This window comes from Erwinia sp. PME.40.26/001, assembly GCF_055556675.1.
This window is the reverse complement of record NZ_JBVHNP010000006.1, coordinates 142,980-164,989: the sequence shown is the minus strand read 5'-3', so window position 1 is coordinate 164,989 and position 22,010 is coordinate 142,980. Positions and strand designations below refer to the sequence as shown.

Sequence of the window (22,010 nt, the reverse complement as noted above, 5' to 3'; positions counted from 1 at the left end):
TCAGAAAGCGCGTTGATAAGGCAGGATGCCCTGACGCAGCATCTGACCGGTACCTAACCCATAGCTTGGGCTGAGGCCACGCAGTTCAATGTTGAACGAGATTTTATTGTCGTACTTACTGTTGTCGTTTTCCCAACCGTTGATCTTGCGCTCATAGCCAAGGCGGAGCGCATAGCAACAGGAGCTGTACTGGACGCCAAGCAGCTGATCGGCAGCCTGATTCGCTTTGGTATCATAATACCAGGCCCCGACGACGGACCAGGCATCGGCGATAGGCCAGCTGGCCGTTGCACCGACCTGAGAAATCTCCTGCTGCCACAGCGGGTTATTCGAGCTGGTCAGCGTTTGCTGTACATACTCCTTGCTGGTGTAGCGATAGTTCAGCTGGATCATACGGTCAGCATCACGACGATATTCCAGTACGGCATTACCCTGAGACACATCATTCAGGTTGGTATCATATTGCAGTCCACCACGTGCTGCCCACCTGTCACTGATCTTCCAGTAACTGTCGCCAGCCCATACCAGACTCCCTCTGTCGTCATCGCTCGTGGTGTTCAACCCGGTACGTGCCGGGGTGAACGAGTAGATTTGACCAATGGAAGCGTTAAAACGTTCAACCAGTTGATCATCAAAAATTCGCGAGGTGACGCCGGTGCTGACCTGGTTCGCTGAAGCGATGCGATCCAGGCCGCTGTAGGTACGGTCACGGAACAGGCCGGTGTAGTCACTTTGCAGCAGCGTGGAGTCATAGGCGCGGATATCGCTCTGGTCGCGATACGGCGTGTAGAGGTACTGCACGCGCGGTTCCAGTGTCTGGGTGTACCCTTTTGCCCAGTCCATGTCGCGGTCAAAGACCATCTTGCCATCAACTTTGAACTGCGGCATCACGCGGTTGACCGAATCTTTTAACTGGTTGTCACTGTTAGCAGACAGGGAGTTGTAATACTCAATGTCGTCCTGCTGATAGTGCGTGGCCAGCAGTTTGGCTTCGGTATTCAGGCTTCCCCAGCCGTTTGACAACGGCAAATCAATGGTCGGCTCAAGGTGCAGACGCGTAGCGTCCGGCAGCTTCTCATTGACGTTGGTGAACTTCACCGCCTGGGCATAGAGATGGGTATCGAACGGTCCGACATCGTTCTGATAAGCGTTAATATCAAGCTGGGGCTCGGCACGATAGACGTCACGGGTGGCGTTGGTCGAGAAAATCTGGAACTGCTTGGTCGACAGTGTGGCATCCCAGTTGGTATCGGCGTAGCCAATACTGAACTTCTGCGTGACGTAACCGTCAGTGGTGGAGCCATACGTGGAGTCAAGATCGGTAAAATAGTACGGATCGCTGACTTTGGTATAGTCAGCGCTGAAGCGCCAGTGCTGATCGTAAACGCCGGAATGACGCCAGTAGAACAGCCAGCGGTTGGAATCTTTATCGTCCGGATGCTCTCTGTTATACAGGCTGTCCGTACCGAGGTAGTCGAACTGCATCAGGCCCTGGCCGGCAACGGTCAGGTAGCGGAACTCATTTTGCCACTGCATACCACGGCGGCTGATGTAGTGCGGCGTCAGCGTGGCATCCGCCTGTGGCGCAATATTCCAGTAATACGGCAGCATAAATTCGAAGCCAGTATTACTGCCGTATTTGGCATTCGGGATCAGGAACCCGGAGCGGCGCTTATCGCCGACTGGCAGCTGCAGGTAAGGGCTGTAAAAGACCGGCACCGGTCCGATTTTAAAGCGGGCATTCCAGATTTCAGCCAGCTGCTCATCGCGGTCATGGATCACTTCAGAACCCACCACGCTCCAGCTGTTTTGTCCCGGCAGGCAGGAGGTAAACGTGCCATTTTCCAGGATTGTGTAGCGGTTATTGTCACGCAACTTCATCTGGTCCGCGACACCGCGTCCCTGGCGACCCACCATCTGATAATTACCGTTCCAGACGTTGGTATCTTTGGTATTCAGATTGGACCAGGCTTTCGGACCTTTCAGGATGACCTGGTTGTCATCATAGTGCACATTACCGAGGGCATCGACGGTGCGCGTCGGGGTCGTCTGCCCGTCAAGCATCTTTTGATGCAGTTGAACTTCGTCGGACTGCAGTCGGCTGTTGCCCTGTCGGATATCAACATTACCGGTAAAAACGGCGTTGTCGGGATAGTTGCCTTTGGCGGTATCCGCATCAATGGTGACGGGGAGCTGATTGCTGGCCTTTCCCTGCACCAGAGGACGGTCGTAGCTGGGCACCCCAAGCATACACTGCGATGCGAGGTCATCGGCCAGCCCTTGCTGGCTGTAGAGCGCTGTACCAATTAATGTGGCCAGCAATGTAGGTAGTCTTTTATTCATACGCGGTATCGAGAATTCCGTGATCACTGGCATCATGCCGACAAACGGTCAGAGACTAACGTACTCAACTGCATTGCGCTAGTCATACCCTTAATCTTTCAAGCATATGTTGAGTTTGACAGCGCTGCTCTCCCGGGTCACCTGTTTTTAGTCGGTGTGCGGGGTTAGCCCGGAACTGCCTTCTGCTTCTTGAAATCATTCGGGTATACTTCTGATTGTCTGGCCGCGTACCAATAGGCTGTGAGAGAAATGACAGGTATGATAATGCAATTTTTAGCCTTCAGCATGGCGAATTGAGGAGTATATGCGCTATTGGGGAAAAGTTTTGGGTCTTGTGCTGGGTTTATTGTCCGGCGCGGGCTTCTGGGGCGTGGTTTTTGGCCTGCTGGCCGGACATCTGATTGATAAAGCGCGCTCACCTGCCCGTCAGGGATATTTTGCGAATCAGCAGACCCGCCAGGCGCTGTTTTTCCGCACCACGTTCCAGGTGATGGGGCACCTGACGAAATCAAAAGGCCGGGTGACGGACGCTGATATTCAGATGGCGTCACTGTTAATGGATCGTATGCAGCTTGATGCGGGTGGAAGGACGGCTGCACAGCAGGCTTTTCGTGAGGGTAAGCAGGGCGACTATCCTCTGCGCGACAAGCTGCGTGAACTGCGTAGCGCCTGCTTTGGCCGCTTTGACCTGATCCGAATGTTTCTGGAAATTCAGATTCAGGCCGCCTTTGCCGACGGTTCACTGCATCCCAATGAACGGCAGGTGTTGTATGTGATCGCTGAGGAGTTGGGTATTTCCCGGGCGCAGTTTGATCAGTTCCTGCGCATGATGGAAAGCGGTCAGCAGTTCGGCGGCGGGGCGTATCAGGGCGGGTCTTCGCAGGGCGGGTTCGCGGGGGCACAGCGCGGGCCGACGCTGGACGATGCCTGCAGCGTACTGGGGGTCAGGAGCAGCGACGATGCCACTACGATAAAGCGTGCCTACCGTAAGCTGATGAGCGAACATCACCCGGATAAGCTGGTAGCGAAAGGCTTACCGCCGGAAATGATGGAGATGGCGAAGCAGAAAGCGCAGGAAATTCAGGGGGCATACGACCTGATCAAGCGCGAGAAAGGATTTAAATAACCGGTGAAAAAGGGCGGACCGAAAAGGTCCGCCCCGTGCCGGATTAGAATTCCGCTGGCTGGCGGAATGTCATTGGCGTGCCGTACTGCGGATGAGTAATGCTCAGGCTTTCGGCATGCAGCTGCAGACGGGGAGCCATCATTCTGGCTTCATCGTGCGCATAGAAGTTATCTCCCAGTATCGGATGTCCCAGCGCCAGCATGTGAACGCGCAGCTGATGAGAGCGGCCGGTAATCGGCTTCAGCTGCACGCGGGCGCTGTTATCACTGGCGTAATCCAGCACCTGATATTCTGTCTGGGCCGATTTCCCGGTGTCAAAACAGACCTTCTGCTTCGGCCGGTTCGGCCAGTCACAGATCAGCGGTAAATCCACCACCCCTTTCTCCGGCTGCGGATGTCCCCAGACGCGCGCCACATAGGTTTTCTGTGGCTCACGTTCGCGGAACTGACGCTTCAGCTCCCGCTCGGCGGCTTTGGTCAGTGCCACCACAATAACGCCGCTGGTGGCCATATCCAGCCGGTGGACTGACTCTGCCGTCGGAAAATCACGCTGGACGCGCGTCATGACGCTGTCCTTGTGTTCATCCAGACGGCCGGGAACGGACAGCAGCCCGCTGGGTTTATTGACCACCATGATGTGCTCATCCTGATAGAGGATATGCAGCCATGGCTCCAGCGGCGGATGATAGGGTGCCATCATCATTTACTGGTGCGTCACGACAATCAGACGCAGCGCATCAAGACGCCAGCCTGCGTCGTCAAGGTTAGCCAGCACCTGTTCACGATTATTTTCCAGCGCCTCAATTTCATCCTGACGAATGTTAGGATTGACGGCGCTCAGGGCCTGCAGACGCGACAGTTCGGCGCTCAGTTTTTCATTAGCTTCCATGCGTGCCGCGTCAATCAGCTTGCGTGCTTCCACCGCGGCCTGCTCTTCCGACAGCTTGATAATCTCGTGTACGTCCTGCTGCACCGCATTCACCAGTTTGCTGCCGGTGTGACGGTTTAACGCGTTCAGCTGACGGTTGAAACTTTCAAACTCGACTTTAGCGGCAAGGTTGGTGCCCTTACGGTCAACCAGCATACGCACCGGCGTGGGTGGCAGGAAGCGGGTTAGCTGCAGATGCTTCGGTGCCTGGGCCTCCACAACGTAGATCAGCTCGACCAGCAGAGTACCTACCGGCAGCGCCTTGTTTTTCAGCAGCGAAATCGCGCAGCTGCCGGTATCCCCGGAGAGGATCAGATCCAGACCATTGCGGATAATCGGGTGTTCCCAGCTGACGTACTGTGCATCTTCACGCGACAGCGCCTGGTTACGGTCAAAGGTAATGGTGCAGCCATCTTCCGGCAGACCCGGGAAGTCGGGCACCAGCATATGGTCACCCGGAGTGAGGATAATCAGGTTATCGCTGCGATCTTCCTGGTTAATGCCGACGATATCGAACAGGTTAAGGGCGAAGTTCACCAGCTCAATGTCGTTATCCTGTTCGGCGATCTTATCCGCCAGCGCCTGCGCTTTTTCACCGCCGTTTGAGTTCAGTTCCAGCAGGCGGTCGCGTCCCTGTTCCAGCTGTAGCTTCAGCGCATCGTGCTGCTTGCGGCACTCGTGAATAAAGTCATCCAGGCCTTCGGTATTCTCCGGTGCGGCCAGGTACTCGATCAGCGGCGCATAGACGCTGTCATAAACGGTACGACCGGTCGGGCAGGTGTGCTCAAACGCATCCAGCCCTTCGTGATACCACTTCACCAACACGGATTGGGCGGTTTTTTCCAGGTAAGGGACGTGGATCTGGATATCATGCGCCTGACCGATACGGTCAAGACGGCCGATACGCTGCTCCAGCAGATCCGGATTGAACGGCAGATCGAACATCACCATCTGGCTGGCAAACTGGAAGTTACGGCCTTCTGAACCAATTTCTGAGCACAGCAGAACCTGAGCGCCATCCTCTTCGGAGGCAAACCACGCGGCTGCGCGGTCACGCTCAATGATTGACAGGCCTTCATGGAACACGGCAGCACGGATGCCTTCGCGTTCACGCAGCACCTGCTCAAGCTGCAGAGCCGTCGCGGCTTTGGCGCAGATAACCAGCACCTTCTTGTCGCGGTTGCTGGTCAGGAAGCCCATCAGCCATTCCACCCGCGGGTCAAAGTTCCACCAGGTACCGCTGTCACCTTCAAATTCCTGATAGATCTGCTCCGGGTAGAGCATATCGCGGGCGCGTTCATCAGCTGATTTACGCGCGCTCATGATGCCGGAGACTTTGATCGCCGTCTGGTACTGCGTAGGCAGCGGCAGCCGGATCTGATGCAGTTCGCGTTTCGGGAAGCCTTTCACCCCGTTACGGGTGTTACGGAACAGGACGCGGCTGGTGCCGTGACGATCCATCAGCATACTGATCAGCTCCTGACGGGCTTCCAGTTTGCCTTCACGATCGCTGTTTGCCGTCTGCAGCAGCGGCTCAATATCCTGCTCACCCATCAGGTCGTTGAGCAGGTTCAGCTCATCATTGCTGATGGTTTTGTCCGCCAGCAGCATCGCCACCGCATCGGCAATCGGACGGAAGTGCTTCTGCTCTTCGACAAACTGCGCAAAGTCGTGGAAGCGGTTAGGGTCAAGCAGGCGCAGACGGGCGAAATGGCTCTCCATGCCCAGCTGTTCCGGCGTGGCGGTCAGCAGCAGGATCCCCGGGATCTGCTCGGCTAACTGCTCAATAACCTGATACTCGCGGCTCGGGGCCTCTTCTGACCACACCAGATGATGGGCCTCATCCACCACCATCAGGTCCCACTCGGCATCCGCCAGTTTTTCCAGACGCTGCTTGTTACGGCGGACAAAGTCCAGTGAGCAGATAATCATCTGCTCGGTTTCAAACGGGTTATCGCTGTCGTGCTGCGCTTCGGCATAGCGGTCGTCATCAAACAGTGCAAAGCGCAGGTTGAAGCGGCGCAGCATTTCAACCAGCCACTGGTGTTGCAGGGTTTCCGGCACCACAATCAGAATACGTTCGGCACGGCCCGCCAGCAGCTGCTGGTGAATGATCATCCCGGCTTCGATGGTTTTACCCAGACCCACCTCATCGGCCAGCAGCACGCGCGGCGCGTGGCGGCGGCCCACATCGTGAGCGATGTGCAACTGATGGGGGATCAGGCTGGTGCGCATGCCGCGCAGGCCGCTGGTGGCCAGACGATACTGCTCACTCTGGTACTTGCGCGCGCGAAAACGCAGAGCAAAACGGTCCATACGGTCCAGCTGTCCGGCAAACAGGCGATCCTGTGGTTTGCCAAACACCAGTTTGCTGTCCAGCATCACTTCACGCAGCACGACGTTTGCTTCTTCGCTATCAAGCCGGGTACCCACATAGCTGACTACGCCATTGTCGGTTATGACCTCGTCAACCTCCATCTGCCAGCCTTCGTGGCTGGTGATGGTGTCACCGGGATTGAACACCACGCGGGTGATCGGTGAATCACTTCTGGCATAGAGACGGTTTTCGCCCGTGGCAGGAAAGAGCAGGGTAACCATACGTGTATCTACGGCAACCACCGTTCCCAATCCCAGTTCGCTTTCCGTATCGCTTATCCAGCGCTGACCAAGTGTAAAAGGCATAAATATTCGGCTCGATTCTCGTCTAGTTTATTTTCGGCAATAGCACTGCTGCCCGGTAAAGAGTGCCCGGCGATGAATGCACGCAGTCTGCACAGCAGCTTCAAGTATGAGGGTGTTGATACTCAGGAAGGGCGCTATGGTACTGGAAGGCTGCCCGTTCGTCACCTGTCAAAAAAGCCCCAGCTGTCCTGTTACCAGTGTAGCAAAGTCATCCTGCATAAATGGCAGGATACCATCGGCGACCGGCTCCAGCTGGCGCGTGAGGTAGTGATCGTAGTCCAGCGGCGTGAGGCGGGCTTCCAGCGGCTCGGGGCCTGACGTTGCCATCACATAGCGGATCTTGCCCCCTTTCTGATACAGCAGCGGGCGGCCCAGCTTCTCATTCTGTTCATCTGCAATGCGCGCAGCGCGCACGTGCGGAGGCACATTGCGCTGATACTCGCCCAGCGGACGACGCAGCCGCTTGCTGTACGTCAGCTGGTCGTCCAGCTCACCCGCCATCAGCTGGCGCACGGTCTCAAGGATGTAATCCTGATAAGGCTGTCCGGTGAAGATACGCAGATAAAGCTCCTGCTGAAATTTTTGTGCCAGCGGCGTCCAGTCAGTGCGCACGGTTTCCAGTCCTTTAAACACCATACGCTGATTATCACCGTGACGGATCAGGCCCGCGTAGCGTTTTTTGCTACCCTGTTCAGCGCCGCGTATGGTGGGCATCAGAAAGCGGCAGAAGTGGGTTTCGTACTCCAGCTCCAGCGCGCTGTCCAGATTGAACGTCGTGCGCAGATGCTGCTGCCACCACTGATTGACCCGAGTCACCAGACGGTGGCCAATGTCCGCGGCCTGTGTTTCATCGTGGGCCGACTTCAGCCAGACAAAGGTCGAGTCCGTATCGCCATAGATCACGTCATAGCCTTCGGCTTCAATCAGTTCACGGGTCTGACGCATAATATCGTGGCCACGCATGGTGATTGACGATGCGAGGCGGGGATCGAAAAACCGGCAGGCGCTGGTACCCAGTACGCCGTAGAAGGCATTCATAATGATTTTCAGCGCCTGCGAAAGGGGCTTGTTGCCCTGTTTTTTAGCTTCTTCACGGCCCTGCCAGATCTGGTTCACAATGGCGGGCAAACAGTGGGTGGTGCGGGAGAACCGCGCCCCACGGTAGCCGGCGACCGAATCGGCCTCATCCGGGTGCGCCATCCCTTCGACCAGCCCCACCGGGTCGATCAGGAAGGTGCGGATGATTGAGGGATACAGGCTTTTATAATCCAGCACCAGCACCGAGTCATACAAGCCGGGGCGTGAGTCCATCACGTAACCGCCCGGGCTGGCCTCCGGTGCCACATCGCCCAGATTGGGCGCGACGAACCCTGCTCGGTGCATGCGCGGCAGATACAGATGGCCAAATGCGGCCACGGAGCCACCGTGCCGGTCAACGGCCAGACCGTTAACTGACGCGCGCTCCAGCAGGAAGGGCATCAGCTCGGTATGCTGAAAAATACGGGTGACCAGCTCACAGTCCTTCAGGTTGTAATGGGCCAGCGCAGGCTTATCTTCGGCAAAGCGCTGGTTAATTTCTTCCATGCGCTGCCAGGGGTTATTGATGGCTTTGCCCTCTCCCAGCAGCTCGCGCGATACCGCTTCCAGACTGAAAGACTCGAAGTTCCAGAACGCGGATTTCAGGGCATCGATACCGTCGATAATCAGCCTGCCGCTGGCCTGGGCAAAGAAGACGCCCGGCTTAAACCCGTGTTCACGCCACTCGAGTGCCGGGCTGTGTCCGCGGCCCAGATTCAGGGGGACACCGTAGCGATCGGCATGTTTTTGCAGGACGCGCAGGTCAAACTGTACGACGTTCCAGCCGATCAGCACGTCGGGATCGTGGCGGGCAAACCAGGCATTGAGTTTTTCCAGCAGCAGCGGCCGGCTGGCAACGTACTCCAGATGAAAATCGAGTGTGCTGGCATCGCCGTTTTCCGGGCCGAGCATATAGACATCTCGCTGGCCGCAGCCCTCCAGTCCGATGCAGTACAGCTCACCGTGGCGGGTCGTTTCAATATCCAGGGAAACCCATTTCAGCGGGGGGCGGTAGTCCGGGTGGGGTTTCAGCCGGGTGTTGACCAGACGATCCCCGGCGGGTTGGCCGCTGAACCAGACCGGTGCGGTAATGAAGCGCTCCATCAGAAAACGATCCGGCGGGCGCACGTCGGCTTCATACAGGGTAATGCCGTTTTCCCGCAGCAGCTTTTCCAGCCGCTGGAGCTGGCGCTGCTGGCGGCAGTACAGCCCCACCACCGGGCGCTGGCGGAAATCTTTCATCTCAAGGGGGGCAAAGCGCCAGTGACGTTCTCCGCTCAGCAGCGCGGCGGCGGCGGCCTGCTGTTCTGCAGGGATAAATGCCACGGACTCCTGCGGGGGCAGGACCACCTGCTGGGGGCCCGTATCGGTTGCCAGCCATAGCGTGATTTCACTGCCTGCGGGGGTGTCCCGCCAGTGGCGAGTTAACAGAAATCCTGCACGTGCGTCGTTCACCTTATCTCCTTAAGACTTCAGGCTGCTCCGGGTTGGCGGTACCCACTGACCCGTATCACTGTCTTCAGTCAGCCGATCGGAACGCCTGCGTTTGCCGCCCAGATGCCATTCGAATGATGGTGGCGACTGGCGGCCAGATGCTCAATAATAGCATGTTTATTTATACAGTGTTCACGCAGGTATTCTCTTATACTACGTTCCCATACAAAACAGGTCTTGACGCTTGACTGAAGCCTCTGGACAATCCGGGATTCTGTTAATCAGTTTGGAACATTATGGAAGCCTGGCTACAACATTTAATCACCCAGTCGCTGGCCTGGTCGCTGCTGGCTGTCGGGCTGATCACTTTCTTTGAATCGCTGGCGCTGGTCGGATTGCTGTTACCGGGCACGGTGCTGATGGCCTCTTTTGGTGCTCTGATCGGCAGCGGACAGATTGGCCTGTATCCCGCCTGGGCCGTCGGGACGCTGGGCTGTCTGCTGGGGGATTGGGTTTCCTACCTGATTGGCTGGCAGTTTAAAGGGCCGCTGCACCGCTGGTCGTTTATAAAAAAACACCAGAAGCTGATGGATAAAACGGAACATGCGCTGCACGCACACAGCATGTTCACCATCATTGTGGGCCGTTTTGTCGGGCCGACCCGCCCGCTGATCCCGCTGGTTGCCGGGATGCTGGAGCTGCCGATACGGAAATTTATTCCCCCGAATATCATTGGCTGCCTTCTCTGGCCACCGCTCTATTTACTGCCGGGCATTCTCGCCGGTGTCGCGATTGATGTGCCGAAAGAGGCCAACAGTGCGATGTTTAAGTGGCTGCTTCTGGGGGTTGCGATCCTGGTCTGGCTGGGATGCTGGCTGTGCTGGCGCTGGCTGCGTGCCAACAAACAGCACGACTGGGCGACGGTGTATTTGCCGCGAACACGCCTGCGCTGGCTGGCTCCGCTGATGATGCTCCTGGCAGTGGCCAGCTTCACGGCCCTGCAGTTCCATCCGATGATGCCGATTTTCCGCCACCTACTGTGGGACGTGTTCTTCTAAGGTTACCCCCAGCACTGTCGCTTCCGGTACGGCACCGCGCTGCAACTGCGCGGTGCTGCCGTCCCAGTAAACCCGTCCGTCGACAATCAGCAGGCTACGCGGTGCAATCGCGGCGGCGTCTTCAATGCTGTGCGACACCATCAGCAGGGTAATATTTCGCTCGCTACAGACCTCATCCACCAGGCCCAGCATCTCTTTGCGCAGGGCCGGATCCAGCGCAGAAAAGGGTTCATCCAGCAGCAGGATCGGCTGCTGACGAACCAGGCAGCGGGCGAGGGCGGCACGCTGGCGCTGGCCGCCGGAAAGCTGGTGCGGCAGTCGGTGCAAATGTTCCGTCAGCCCGACGCGCTGTGCAATGTTCTGTAACGCGTGCTTTTGCTGGTGGTTCAGTTTCAGCCCGGGATGTAACCCCAGCCCGATATTCTGCGCCATGGTCAGATGGGGGAAGAGGTTATTTTCCTGAAACAGCATGGATACCGGACGCTGCGCGGGGGCGCTGTTGCGGTGATCGCTGCCATTCAATATCAACTCGCCGCCGTTGACCGGCAGAAAGCCGGCGATCAGACTCAGCAGGGTACTTTTTCCTGCTCCGCTGGGGCCCAGGATGGCCAGTCGTTCCCCCGCCTGCACGCTGAAGGTAAAGCGCATCGGCAGGTGATGATACAGCCAGGTCAGATTAGTCAGGTTTAGCATGGTTCCCCGGCAGTTTTTCAATCAGAGTGAACAGCAGGAAGCAGAGCAGCAAAAGTAACAGCGCGGTGACCGCCCCGTCACTGCTGCGGTATGAGCCTATCTGCTGATAAAGATAAAACGGCAGGGTGCGGAAGTGCTCATTGCCAAACAGTGCCACCACGCCAAAATCACCAATTGACAGCACGCAGGCAAAAGCGAGCGCCTGCGCAAGGGGGCGCTTCAGGGCGCGCAACTCAATCAGCCGCAGACGGTTCCAGCCGCGAATATCCAGCGACAGGCAGAGCCGTCCATAGCGTTCAGCCATATCGCGCAGCGGGTTCTCCAGCACTTTCATCGCATACGGCACCGCCATCAGTGCGTTAGTCACAATCACTATCCCCTCTGCCGACGCCGGCAGCCCGATGGTCTGGTTGAGCAGCAGGAAAAAACCGGTGGCCAGGACAATCCCCGGCATCGCCAGTATCAGCATGCCACTCAGTTCCAGCGTCTGCCCCCACAGCAGGCGCTGGCGCTGGCGCAGTTCACGGCTGCTCCATAGCAGCATCAGCGTCAGCACCACGCTGAGGACCCCAGCGCCCAGGGCAATGCGCAACGAGGTGAACGTCGCCTGCCACAGTGCGGGCTGGTGCAGGACGCCGCCAAACCCCTGATTCATTCCGTCGGCCACCACCGCCAGCAGCGGTGGCAGGATCAGCAACAGCATGCTGGCGATCATCAGTCCGTCAAGCAGGCGGGCGCGACCGCTGTCCTGCGGGTTACGCCAGCCCCCGAGGCTGTCACTCCCCGTCGGCAATACCTTACTCAGGCGCTGGCTTAACATCACGAGCCCGAGGCAGCACACCATCTGTATCAGCGCCAGCAGGGCGGCCCGCCCGGGATCGTAATCAAAACTCAGCGCCTGGAAGATCGCCAGCTCAATGGTGGTCGCTCGCGGCCCGCCCCCGAGGGACAGCACGGTGGCAAAGCTGGCAAAGCACAGCATGAAGATCAGTGCCCCGGCAGGCAGAAGCTGACGCCGCAGCCACGGCCATTCGACAAGGCGAAAATGCGCCCAGCCACTCAGCCCCAGCTGGGCGGCGATCTGTCGCTGTTCAGCGGGGATCTGCTGTAAGGCCTGGAGCAGCAGGCGCGTAGCCAGCGGCAGATTAAAGAAGACATGGGCCAGCAGGATCCCCTGCAGGCCATAGGGAGTGAATGAGTAGCCAACGCCGAGCAGGGCGCAAAGCTGCGCCAGCCAGCCGCTGCGGCCGTACACGCTGAGAAGACCAAACACGGCCACCAGTACCGGCAGTACCAGCGTCATAGCACACAGCCGCAGCAACGTGCCACGTCCGGGGAAGCGACGGCGGTAAAGCGCACGCGCCACGGGAATAGCCGGGAGTACCGACAGCAATGCCGACAGCAGCGCCTGCCAGAAAGAGAAGCGCAGCACGTGCCACAGGTAGCTGTCCTGCCACAGTCCGCGCCAGTCCGTGGCGGGCGCGTTTTGCCACAGGGCGAAAAACGCCAGCAGGGCCACGCTGACCAGCAGCAGGCCGGCCAGCAGGCCCGGGACTAACCAGCCGGGAATTAGCGGCTGACGGCGCGTTGCCATGCACTAATCCACTGGCTGCGCTGGGTGGCAACGTCCTGCGGGCTGAACTGCAACGAAATGGCCGGCACGGTCAGGGTGTTGAACCCTTCTGGCAGCGCGGTATGGGTAGCCGGATACATCCAGTTGCCGGTAGCAATGGTTTTCTGGAAGGGTTGTGTCATCACGAATTGCATAAATGAGTGTGCCAGCTCAGGCTGCTTACTGGCTTTTAACTGCCCGGCCACCTCAACCTGCAGATAGTGGCCTTCACTGAAGTTTGCCGCGGCATACTGATCTTTCTTCTCTTCAATCAGATGATAAGCAGGCGAGGTCGTGTAACTGAGCACCATATCACTTTCCCCTTTCAGGAACAGACCGTAGGCCTCACTCCATCCTTTCGTCACGGTGACGGTCTTCTTCGCCAGTTGCTGCCAGGCTTCCGGGCTCTTATCGCCGTAAACTTTCTGCATCCACAGCAGCAGGCCAAGCCCAGGAGTGCTGGTGCGCGGATCTTCATAAATCACCTTCAGAGGACGGTCGCTCTCGACCAGCTCCTTCAGGCTTTTCGGCGGGTTCTGCAGTCTGGTTTTATCATAAACAAAAGCAAACCAGCCGTAGTCATAGGGGACAAATGTTGTGTTCGTCCAGCCGCCCGGCACCGTAGCGTGGCGGGTGTCTACCTTTGACGGCGCAAACAGGCCGGTTTTTTCGGCGGCATCCAGCAGATTGTTATCCAGCCCCAGCACCACGTCGGCCTTGCTGTTTTTGCCTTCCATACGCAGGCGATTGAGCAGCGAGACGCCGTCTTCCAGTGCGACGAATTTCAGCTCACAGTTGCACTGCGCTTCGAAGGCTTTTTTAATCGCCGGCCCCGGCCCCCATTCGGCAGAGAAGGAGTCATAGGTGTAAACCGTCAGGGTATCTTTCGCCGCGAGGGCAGGCAGGGAAAACAGCGCCAGCAGAGGGAGTAATTTTTTCAACACTTTGCGTTCCTTTAAGGGAAAATGCGCAAAGGATCTGAGTCAGTGACACTCTCAAATCCCTACGCCGGTATGATCCGGATCAGGTTCGACGGGTTTTTCTCAGCGAAAACATGCTGCACAGACATTGACCCGGCGTCGGGCAATGTCTCAGCAGGGTGTTCGCACCCCGTTGAGAACGGCCTATTCTAGTGGTTTCGTCTTTGTTACGAAAGCGTCATGATTCGGGCGGCGCGAACCAGGCTGATTTAAAGTCAAACCAGCCGAGGGTATTCATGCGTACGCCGCGCATGCTTCGCTGGCCGTGCAGCAGCAGCCAGTGATGGAACAGGGGATGCAGATAGTTACTGTCTATCAGCTGTTTGCTCCAGTCAGCCAGCGGCAGGGTCTGTTCGCGCCACTGCCGCGCATCGTTTTCCCAGTCGGTGGGCACACAGTGGTGCATCAGCGGGATCTCATACAGCAGCGAAAACAGGGAAAACTCTAGCGGCAGCGTGAAGTTGGCGCTGCCCAGCCAGATGTCACTTTCCGCCTCACCGCGATACCAGCTTTCGTAGTCAATTTCCTGGGTGATGAGCGTGACGCCGTGCGTGGCAAGGATCGGCCCCAGCGCGTTGGCGATCCCCTGATGCTCGATATGATCGCTGTACCAGGTGATGGTCAGTGAGGTCAGCCCTGCGGGTTTTTCTGCGGTCGCCATTGAGCGTCGGTGATGCCAGCGCGGCAGCAGCCCGTAAGCCGGGAACCAGTAGCGCTGATAGGCGATGCCGCTGTGGTTAAGCAGGGCAATCGGGTTAAAAATGGTGCTGATCCAGCGGCGCAGCTGTTCATTGCGCCCCTGCTCAGAGCGCTGGTCGAACATCAAAAAATAGCAGCCCTCTTCCAGACGACTCTCTTCCGACTTCTCATCGGTATTTTCGCTCTGCAGTTTGACCCCGGAGTAGACCAGCTCATCGCTGATCTCCGGCAGGACCCAGATATTGACCTCATCTATCAGCGCCCGGTAGCCGAAATAGTCATCAAAGGCGGAAATACGCAGCTGGCTGTGCTGATTGCGTTCCACCGCGTAAGCCCCGGTGCCGACCGGCTGACGGGCAAAGTTGCGCATATGCGGCCACTCTTTTGGCAGGATCATGGCGCTGACGCTGCCCAGCAGCCACGGCAGCCAGTTATCGGGCTGGTGCAGATAAATATCCAGCGTCCACGGCGTGTGGCACTCAATCCGGTCTAAATGGCTGTAAAGCGGCTGCGTTTTCAGGCGTTCCAGGCTGGCAATGACATCGTCGACATCCAGCTCACGGCCGTGATGAAAGTGGATCGCCGGGCGCAAAAAGAAGCGCCAGTGATCCGGTGCAATCTGCTGCCAGTGGTGGGCAATATCCGGCTCGATTTCCCCGTTTTCCTCATTTATTCGCGCCAGCCCGTTAAAAATCTGCCGGGCAAGGTGAGTTTCAGAGCGACGCAGCGGCGTTCCGGGCAGCAGATTGAGCAGGGGACGATAGTAGAGCACGCGAAGAATGTGTTTTCCCTGACGGAAACTGCGGCCCAGATGGGAGAGCAGCATCTGGCGCACGCGATTTTTATCGCCGACTAACTGCACCAGCTGATCGATGCGATCCTGTTCCAGCAGATCCTCAGCCCGCTGTTGTTGCAGCGCCAGCCCGGTATAGCGGAAGGTCAGACGCGATCGCTTACCGCGCCCGGCCTCGGCCTGCCACTCCAGCCACCCCTGTTCCTGCATGGCATTCAGCAGGTTGCGCATATGGCGGCGTGAGCAGCTGAGTTGTACCGCCAGATCGCTGAGGGTGGTCTCCTGAGGCTGACCATCGCAGCACTGCCAGAGCCGGATAAATTGCTGCTGTAAACGGGGTGAGGACATAAAAGAGGAACCCTGTGTTAAAAGCTGTCTGTTTTTCCTGCCTTATATTACGGTGATAATGGCTGCAGATGAAAGAGTGGGAGGCATTCATATCTGAATGGCACTTGATCATCGTTATTCATCTCCCTGCTATTAAGGGTATTCTGAGTATGGTGCTTTTCACCAGCCAGCTAGCTTCGGCATAGCTGGCTTTTTTCGTGGGTTTTCTTCTAAGCTGTGGAGTAGTTATCCGCATTGTCCCGTCACTGAGGCCTTATTCATGTCATCGCTCCTTAGCCGTCGTATCCATCCGGTGTATCTGGCATTTATGGCGGTTTCTTTTATGGTCGGCATCGCCGGTGCGCTGCAGGCCCCGACGCTGAGTCTGTTTCTCAGCCGTGAAGTCGCGGTCCGGCCATTCTGGGTGGGGTTGTTTTACACCGTCAATGCGGTCGCGGGAATTGTGGTCAGCCTGCTTCTGGCAAAGCGATCCGACACCCGGGGCGATCGGCGGATGCTGATCCTGTTCTGCTGCGTGATGGCGACAGGAAACGCGCTCCTTTTTGCCTTTAACCGTCATTATCTGACGCTGGTCACCGCTGGCGTTTTTCTCTCTGCTATCGCCAGCGTGGCGATGCCGCAAATTTTCGCGCTGGCGCGGGAATATGCAGACAGCTCAGCCCGTGAGGCGGTGATGTTCAGCTCCGTCATGCGTGCCCAGCTTTCTCTGGCCTGGGTGATTGGGCCGCCGCTCTCCTTTGCTATCGCGCTGAATTACGGTTTTACCGCCATGTTTCTGCTGGCAGGGCTGCTGTTTATGGTCTGCATTGCGCTGGTCTGGTTTACCCTGCCCTCGGTGCCGCGTGCTGCGGTATCCGCGAACGTGCCGATTACGCATATTAGCGGCTGGAAGAACCGTGATGTGCGCATGCTGTTTATCGGGTCGGTGCTGATGTGGACCTGTAACACCATGTATATCATTGATATGCCATTGTATATCAGCAGCGTGCTGGGGATGCCGGATACGCTGGCCGGGCTGCTGATGGGGACCGCGGCCGGACTGGAAATTCCGGTGATGCTGCTGGCGGGCCATTACGTGAAGCGGCTGGGTAAACGCAATATGATGCTGGTGGCGATTGGCTGCGGGGCACTGTTTTACCTTGGCCTGGTGCTGTTCCAGAGCCGGACGGCACTGATGGTGCTGCAGCTGTTTAACGCGGTGTATATCGGCATTATTGCCGGGATTGGTATGATCTGGTTCCAGGACTTAATGCCTTCCCGGCCGGGAGCAGCGACCACGCTGTTTACTAACAGTATTTCGACCGGCGTGATCCTGGCCGGGATTATTCAGGGGGCGCTGGCGGAAACCTTCGGCCATCACGCTGTCTACTGGGGCGCGTTTGGGCTGGCAGTGCTGGCGCTGGCGCTGTCATGGCGGGTGCGGGAAAAAAGAGCGATATAAGGGGGCTTCGCCACGGGTAGGCTGCAACAACAGGCCGACCCTGAACATCGCCAGGGCTGACCGTCTATTCCGGTCAGCCCGCCAAATTAACGCAGAAACGCGGGCTGTTTTTGCTCGTATGCCGTGATTTTCGCCTCGTGCTGCAGCGTCAAACCGATGGCATCCAGCCCGTTAATCAGGCAGTGGCGGCGGAAGCCGTCGATCTCAAAGGAATAGACTTTCTCACCGGCCAGCACCTGCTGTTTTTCCAGATCAACCGTAAACCGGATACCCGGCTCGTCGGCGACCCGCCGAAACATCTCATCAATTTCCTCTTCACTCAGTGTCACCAGCAGAAGCTGATTGTTGAATGAGTTATTGGCAAAGATATCGGCGAAGCCGGAGCCAATAATCGCCTGAATACCATAGTCGGTCAGCGCCCAGGGCGCATGCTCGCGTGATGATCCACAACCAAAGTTTTCCCGGGTAAGCATGATGCTGGCTCCGCTAAACGCGGGCTTATTCAGCACAAACTCCGGGTCTGAGATCTGCCCTTCGGCATCGGTGTAGCGCCAGTCAAAAAACAGATTGCGGCCAAAACCGGTGCGCGTCACCATCTGCAGGAACTGCTTAGGAATGATCGCGTCGGTATCAACGTTGGCGGCGTCCAGCGGCACCACGATACCGCTGTGTTGAGTGAATTTTTTCGCCATAAAAGTTCCTTAAATCAGCTCACGGATATCAGCAAAGTGACCGGCGACTGCAGCGGCGGCGGCCATCGCCGGGCTGACCAGATGCGTACGCCCACCGCGTCCCTGTCGGCCTTCAAAGTTGCGGTTGCTGGTGGACGCACAGCGTTCGCCCGGGCTGAGGCGGTCGTTGTTCATGGCCAGACACATAGAGCAGCCAGGCAGACGCCATTCAAATCCCGCGTCGATAAAGATTTTATCCAGACCTTCTTCTTCCGCCTGTGCCTTCACCGGGCCGGAGCCGGGCACCACGTAGCCCTGCACGCCCTGCGCAATCTTCTGTCCTTTCACCACTGCCGCCGCTGCGCGTAAATCCTCGATTCGTGAGTTGGTACAGGAGCCGATAAACACTTTATCTATCGGCACCTCGGTCAGACGGATGCCAGGTTTCAGATCCATATAAGCCAGGGCTTTTTCCGCCGAGGCGCGTTCGACCGGATCGCTGAAGGAGGCCGGATCGGGAATTGGGTCACTGACGGCAATTACCTGTCCGGGATTGGTTCCCCAGGTCACCTGCGGCGCGATCTCAGCCGCGTCCAGCGTCACGACTTTATCGAAATGTGCCCCGTCGTCGGTTTTCAGCGTGCGCCAGTAGTCGACAGCCTGCTGCCAGGCCGCGTCTCTGGGGGCAAAACGGCGGCCGTTAACGTAGTGGAAGGTGGTGTCGTCCGGAGCAATCAGCCCCGCTTTGGCACCCAGTTCGATCGCCATATTACACAGCGTCATGCGGCCTTCCATGCTCAACGCGGCGACGGCTTCCCCGCAGAACTCCACCACGTGGCCATTACCCCCGCCGCTGCCGGTTTTACCGATAATCGCCAGAGCAATATCTTTTGCCGTGATGCCCGGTGCGGTCTGGCCGCAAACTTCCACCTTCATGGTTTTCGCCCGGGCCTGCTTCAGCGTCTGCGTCGCCAGCACATGCTCTACTTCTGACGTGCCGATACCAAAGGCCAGCGCACCTAACGCGCCGTGCGTGGAGGTATGTGAGTCGCCGCAGACAAGGGTCATGCCAGGCAGTGACAGGCCCTGTTCCGGCCCCATCACATGCACAATGCCCTGGAACTGATGGCTGAGGTCAAACAGCTGCACACCAAAGGCTTCACAGTTTTTCATCAGTGCCGTCATCTGAATCCGCGCCATCTCACCGCTGGCGTTAATATCACGCGACTGGGTCGAAACGTTGTGATCCATGGTGGCAAAGGTCTTTGACGGCTGACGCACCGGGCGACCATGAGCGCGCAGACCGTCAAAGGCCTGCGCCGAGGTCACCTCATGAACAAGGTGCCTGTCGATATAGATCAGCGGCGTTTCACCGGGTGCTTCGTGCACGACATGCGCGTCAAACAGCTTCTCGTACAGTGTTTTCATATTTTTATGCTTCGCGAATAAACCGGGCAATGGTGCTGCCCATTTCATCGGTGCCGATTGACGTGCCGCTGCCCGCCAGGTCACCGGTGCGGTAACCTTCAGCCAGTGCACGATTAATGGCATGTTCAATAGCCTCTGCCGCCCCGGTTTCATTCAGGCTGTAGCGCAGCAGCAGGGCCAGCGACAGGATTTGTGCCACCGGGTTGGCGATATTTTTCCCGGCGATGTCCGGCGCAGAGCCGCCCGCCGGTTCGAACAGCCCAAAGCCTTTTTCGTTCAGGCTGGCGGAGGGCAGCATCCCCATGGAGCCGGTGATCATGGCACATTCATCGGACAGAATGTCCCCAAACAGATTAGAGCAGAGCATCACGTCGAACTGCGACGGGGCTTTAATCAGCTGCATGGTGGCATTGTCGATATACATATGGCTCAGCTCAACGTCCGGGTAGTCCTGCGCCACTTCATTGACGATTTGACGCCAGAGAATCGAGGACTGCAGCACGTTGGCTTTATCAATAGAGGTGACTTTGCTGCGGCGCTTGCGTGCCGATTCAAAGGCGATCCGGGCAATGCGTTCGATCTCGAAGCGGTGATATACCTCGGTGTCGAAGGCGCGTTCGTGCATGCCACTGCCTTCGCGGCCTTTCGGCTGACCGAAATAGATCCCCCCAGTCAGCTCGCGCACCACCAGTATATCAAAGCCCTGATCGGCAATATCGCGGCGCAGCGGGCAGAAATCTTCCAGCCCCTTATACAGGCTGGCTGGTCGCAGATTGCTGAACAGTTGAAAATGTTTACGCAGGGGCAGCAGAGCGCCGCGCTCCGGCTGTTCTGTCGGGGGCAGATGCTCCCATTTTGGGCCACCGACCGAACCGAACAGAATGGCGTCAGCCTGCTCACAGCCTTTTACCGTAGCATCAGGCAGTGGCACACCGTGGCGATCGATGGCAATGCCACCGACATCGTATTCGCTGGTGGAGATACGCAGATTAAAACGCTGGCGAATGGCTTCCAGCACTTTACTGGCCTGTGCCATCACTTCCGGGCCGATGCCGTCACCGGGTAATACAGCAATATGGTAAGTACGGGACATTTATACGGCTTCCTTCTGATCTTTATTCTGAGACTTACGCTGCAATTCCTGCTCCACCTGACGCGCGCGCCAGATGGTATTCAGCGCGTTCACCATTGCTTTAGCGGAGGATTCGACAATATCTGTCGCCAGGCCAACGCCGTGGAATTTACGGCCGTTGTACTGCACCACAATATCCACCTGACCCAGCGCGTCTTTGCCGTGGCCTTTCGCGGTCAGTTGGTAGTTGATCAGCTCGGCATCAAAGTCGGTGATACGGTTGATGGCCTGGTAAACGGCATCCACCGGACCGTTACCGGTGGCCGCTTCGGTTTTCTGTTGTTCGCCGCAGCCCAACTGTACTGTGGCAGTGGCAATGACCGTTGAACCGGATTGCACGTTGAAAGTATCCAGTGTGAAGTATTCCGGCTCTTCAGACTGTTTATTGATAAACGCCAGGGCTTCCAGGTCGTAGTCGAATACCTGGCCTTTCTTATCGGCCAGCGCTTTGAACGCATCGTACAACGTATCCATGTTGTACTCGGCGTCGGTGTAGCCCATCTCCTCCATGCGGTGCTTGACGGCTGCGCGCCCGGAACGGGAAGTCAGGTTCAGCTGAACCTGTTTCAGGCCAATGGATTCCGGTGTCAGAATTTCGTAGTTTTCACGATTTTTCAGTACGCCATCCTGATGAATACCAGAGGAGTGAGCGAAGGCGTTGGAACCGATAATCGCTTTGTGCGCCGGGATAGGCATATTGCAGATTTTGCTGACGGTCTGGCAGGTACGGTAGATCTCCTGATGATTAATCCGCGTCTGAACGTTCATCAACTGACCGCGGGTTTTAATCGCCATGATGACCTCTTCCAGCGCACAGTTTCCGGCGCGCTCACCCAGACCGTTCATCGCCCCTTCAATCTGACGGGCACCGGCATTCACTGCCGCCAGCGCATTGCCGACCGCCATCCCCAAATCGTCATGGGTATGTACGGACAGGATGGCTTTATCAATATTGGGTACGCGTTCGCGCAGCGCGCTGAAAATATTGGCATATTCGTAAGGCAGGGTGTAGCCGACGGTGTCTGGGATGTTAATGGTTGTGGCCCCGGCGTTAATCGCGGCTTCCACCACCCGGCACAGATCGTCAATCGGCGTACGGCCGCCGTCTTCGCAGGAAAATTCGACGTCATCGGTGTAGTTACGTGCGCGCTTCACCATTTTAACGGCGCGCTCGATCACCTCTGGCAGGGTACTGCGCAGCTTAGTGGCGATGTGCATAGGGGAGGTGGCGAGGAAGGTATGGATACGGTAGGCATCTGCCACGCGCAGCGCTTCATAGGCGGCGTCGATATCTTTTTCCACACAGCGGGCCAGGCCACATACCCGGCTGTTTTTGATCTGACGGGCGATGGTCTGCACCGATTCAAAATCCCCCGGGGACGAAACCGGAAAACCGACCTCCATCACGTCAACGCCCATACGCTCCAGCGCCAGGGCAATCTGCAGTTTTTCCTTCACACTCAGGCTGGCCTGTAATGCCTGTTCGCCATCGCGCAGTGTGGTATCGAAAATAATGACGTGGTCGCTCATGGGATAGTTCCTTATCGGGTTTACGTCGCCGGGTG

15 protein-coding genes and 1 riboswitch are annotated in these 22,010 nt (G+C 57.5%); of the genes, 3 read left to right on the top strand and 12 right to left on the bottom strand.

Features of this window, described 5'->3' with window-relative positions; all coding sequences use genetic code 11:
* Window positions 1-2,379, bottom strand: coding sequence for an LPS assembly protein LptD (gene lptD, locus ACZ3HG_RS17230; RefSeq protein ID WP_191936138.1), 2,379 nt, complete (start codon window positions 2,377-2,379; stop codon window positions 1-3).
* Window positions 2,380-2,647: 268 nt separating this feature from the next.
* Between lptD and djlA the strand changes: the two genes are divergently transcribed.
* Window positions 2,648-3,469: a co-chaperone DjlA gene (gene djlA, locus ACZ3HG_RS17225; protein WP_191934171.1), complete on the top strand. Its 822-nt coding sequence runs from the start codon at window positions 2,648-2,650 to the stop codon at window positions 3,467-3,469.
* Window positions 3,470-3,512: 43 nt separating this feature from the next.
* On the opposite strand, the gene rluA is transcribed toward djlA, so the two are convergent.
* The 3 genes from rluA to polB all read right to left on the bottom strand — a co-directional run bounded on the left by rluA (window position 3,513) and on the right by polB (window position 9,611).
* Window positions 3,513-4,172 carry a bifunctional tRNA pseudouridine(32) synthase/23S rRNA pseudouridine(746) synthase RluA gene (gene rluA, locus ACZ3HG_RS17220; RefSeq protein ID WP_191934170.1) on the bottom strand — a complete coding sequence of 220 codons (660 nt, stop codon included), beginning with the start codon at window positions 4,170-4,172 and terminating at the stop codon, window positions 3,513-3,515.
* Window positions 4,173-7,079: an RNA polymerase-associated protein RapA gene (gene rapA, locus ACZ3HG_RS17215; RefSeq protein ID WP_465333535.1), complete on the bottom strand. Its 2,907-nt coding sequence runs from the start codon at window positions 7,077-7,079 to the stop codon at window positions 4,173-4,175.
* A gap of 168 nt (window positions 7,080-7,247) precedes the next feature.
* On the bottom strand, window positions 7,248-9,611 hold the full coding sequence (polB, locus tag ACZ3HG_RS17210) for a DNA polymerase II (protein WP_191936140.1): 2,364 nt from the start codon (window positions 9,609-9,611) through the stop codon (window positions 7,248-7,250).
* Between the two features lie 275 nt (window positions 9,612-9,886).
* Here polB and ACZ3HG_RS17205 point away from each other — a divergent pair, with 275 nt between their 5' ends.
* Complete coding sequence (locus ACZ3HG_RS17205; RefSeq protein ID WP_191934167.1) at window positions 9,887-10,648, top strand: DedA family protein; 762 nt, start codon at window positions 9,887-9,889, stop codon at window positions 10,646-10,648.
* Here the strand turns inward: ACZ3HG_RS17205 and thiQ are convergent.
* The 4 genes from thiQ to sgrR form a co-directional block, all read right to left on the bottom strand.
* Entirely contained in the window at window positions 10,625-11,341 is a 717-nt protein-coding gene (gene thiQ, locus ACZ3HG_RS17200) for a thiamine ABC transporter ATP-binding protein ThiQ (protein WP_465333533.1), read from the bottom strand. The two genes, ACZ3HG_RS17205 and thiQ, sit on opposite strands and share 24 nt — an antisense overlap.
* Complete coding sequence (thiP, locus tag ACZ3HG_RS17195; protein ID WP_465333531.1) at window positions 11,325-12,935, bottom strand: thiamine/thiamine pyrophosphate ABC transporter permease ThiP; 1,611 nt, start codon at window positions 12,933-12,935, stop codon at window positions 11,325-11,327. The genes thiQ and thiP overlap by 17 nt, the downstream gene beginning before the upstream one ends.
* Complete coding sequence (thiB, locus tag ACZ3HG_RS17190) at window positions 12,911-13,897, bottom strand: thiamine ABC transporter substrate binding subunit (RefSeq protein ID WP_465333529.1); 987 nt, start codon at window positions 13,895-13,897, stop codon at window positions 12,911-12,913. The genes thiP and thiB overlap by 25 nt, the downstream gene beginning before the upstream one ends.
* A 38-nt stretch (window positions 13,898-13,935) precedes the next feature.
* Window positions 13,936-14,076: riboswitch (TPP riboswitch) on the bottom strand.
* Window positions 14,077-14,111: 35 nt separating this feature from the next.
* Window positions 14,112-15,773 (bottom strand): HTH-type transcriptional regulator SgrR, encoded by a 1,662-nt coding sequence (gene sgrR / locus ACZ3HG_RS17185; protein WP_191934163.1) that lies wholly within the window; start codon window positions 15,771-15,773, stop codon window positions 14,112-14,114.
* Between the two features lie 259 nt (window positions 15,774-16,032).
* Here sgrR and ACZ3HG_RS17180 point away from each other — a divergent pair, with 259 nt between their 5' ends.
* Window positions 16,033-17,214, top strand: coding sequence for an MFS transporter (locus ACZ3HG_RS17180; RefSeq protein ID WP_191936141.1), 1,182 nt, complete (start codon window positions 16,033-16,035; stop codon window positions 17,212-17,214).
* A gap of 86 nt (window positions 17,215-17,300) precedes the next feature.
* Here ACZ3HG_RS17180 and leuD read toward each other — a convergent pair whose 3' ends face one another.
* The 4 genes from leuD to leuA are packed head-to-tail and all read right to left on the bottom strand — an operon-like array spanning window position 17,301 to window position 21,975.
* Window positions 17,301-17,906 carry a 3-isopropylmalate dehydratase small subunit gene (gene leuD / locus ACZ3HG_RS17175; RefSeq protein WP_191934161.1) on the bottom strand — a complete coding sequence of 202 codons (606 nt, stop codon included), beginning with the start codon at window positions 17,904-17,906 and terminating at the stop codon, window positions 17,301-17,303.
* Between the two features lie 9 nt (window positions 17,907-17,915).
* The gene (gene leuC, locus ACZ3HG_RS17170) at window positions 17,916-19,313 is read right to left on the bottom strand and encodes a 3-isopropylmalate dehydratase large subunit (RefSeq protein WP_465333527.1); all 1,398 of its coding nucleotides are present in this window, start codon (window positions 19,311-19,313) and stop codon (window positions 17,916-17,918) included.
* A gap of 4 nt (window positions 19,314-19,317) precedes the next feature.
* Window positions 19,318-20,406 (bottom strand): 3-isopropylmalate dehydrogenase, encoded by a 1,089-nt coding sequence (gene leuB, locus ACZ3HG_RS17165; RefSeq protein WP_191934159.1) that lies wholly within the window; start codon window positions 20,404-20,406, stop codon window positions 19,318-19,320.
* Window positions 20,407-21,975 carry a 2-isopropylmalate synthase gene (leuA, locus tag ACZ3HG_RS17160; protein WP_191934158.1) on the bottom strand — a complete coding sequence of 523 codons (1,569 nt, stop codon included), beginning with the start codon at window positions 21,973-21,975 and terminating at the stop codon, window positions 20,407-20,409.
* Window positions 21,976-22,010: the final 35 nt, after the last annotated feature.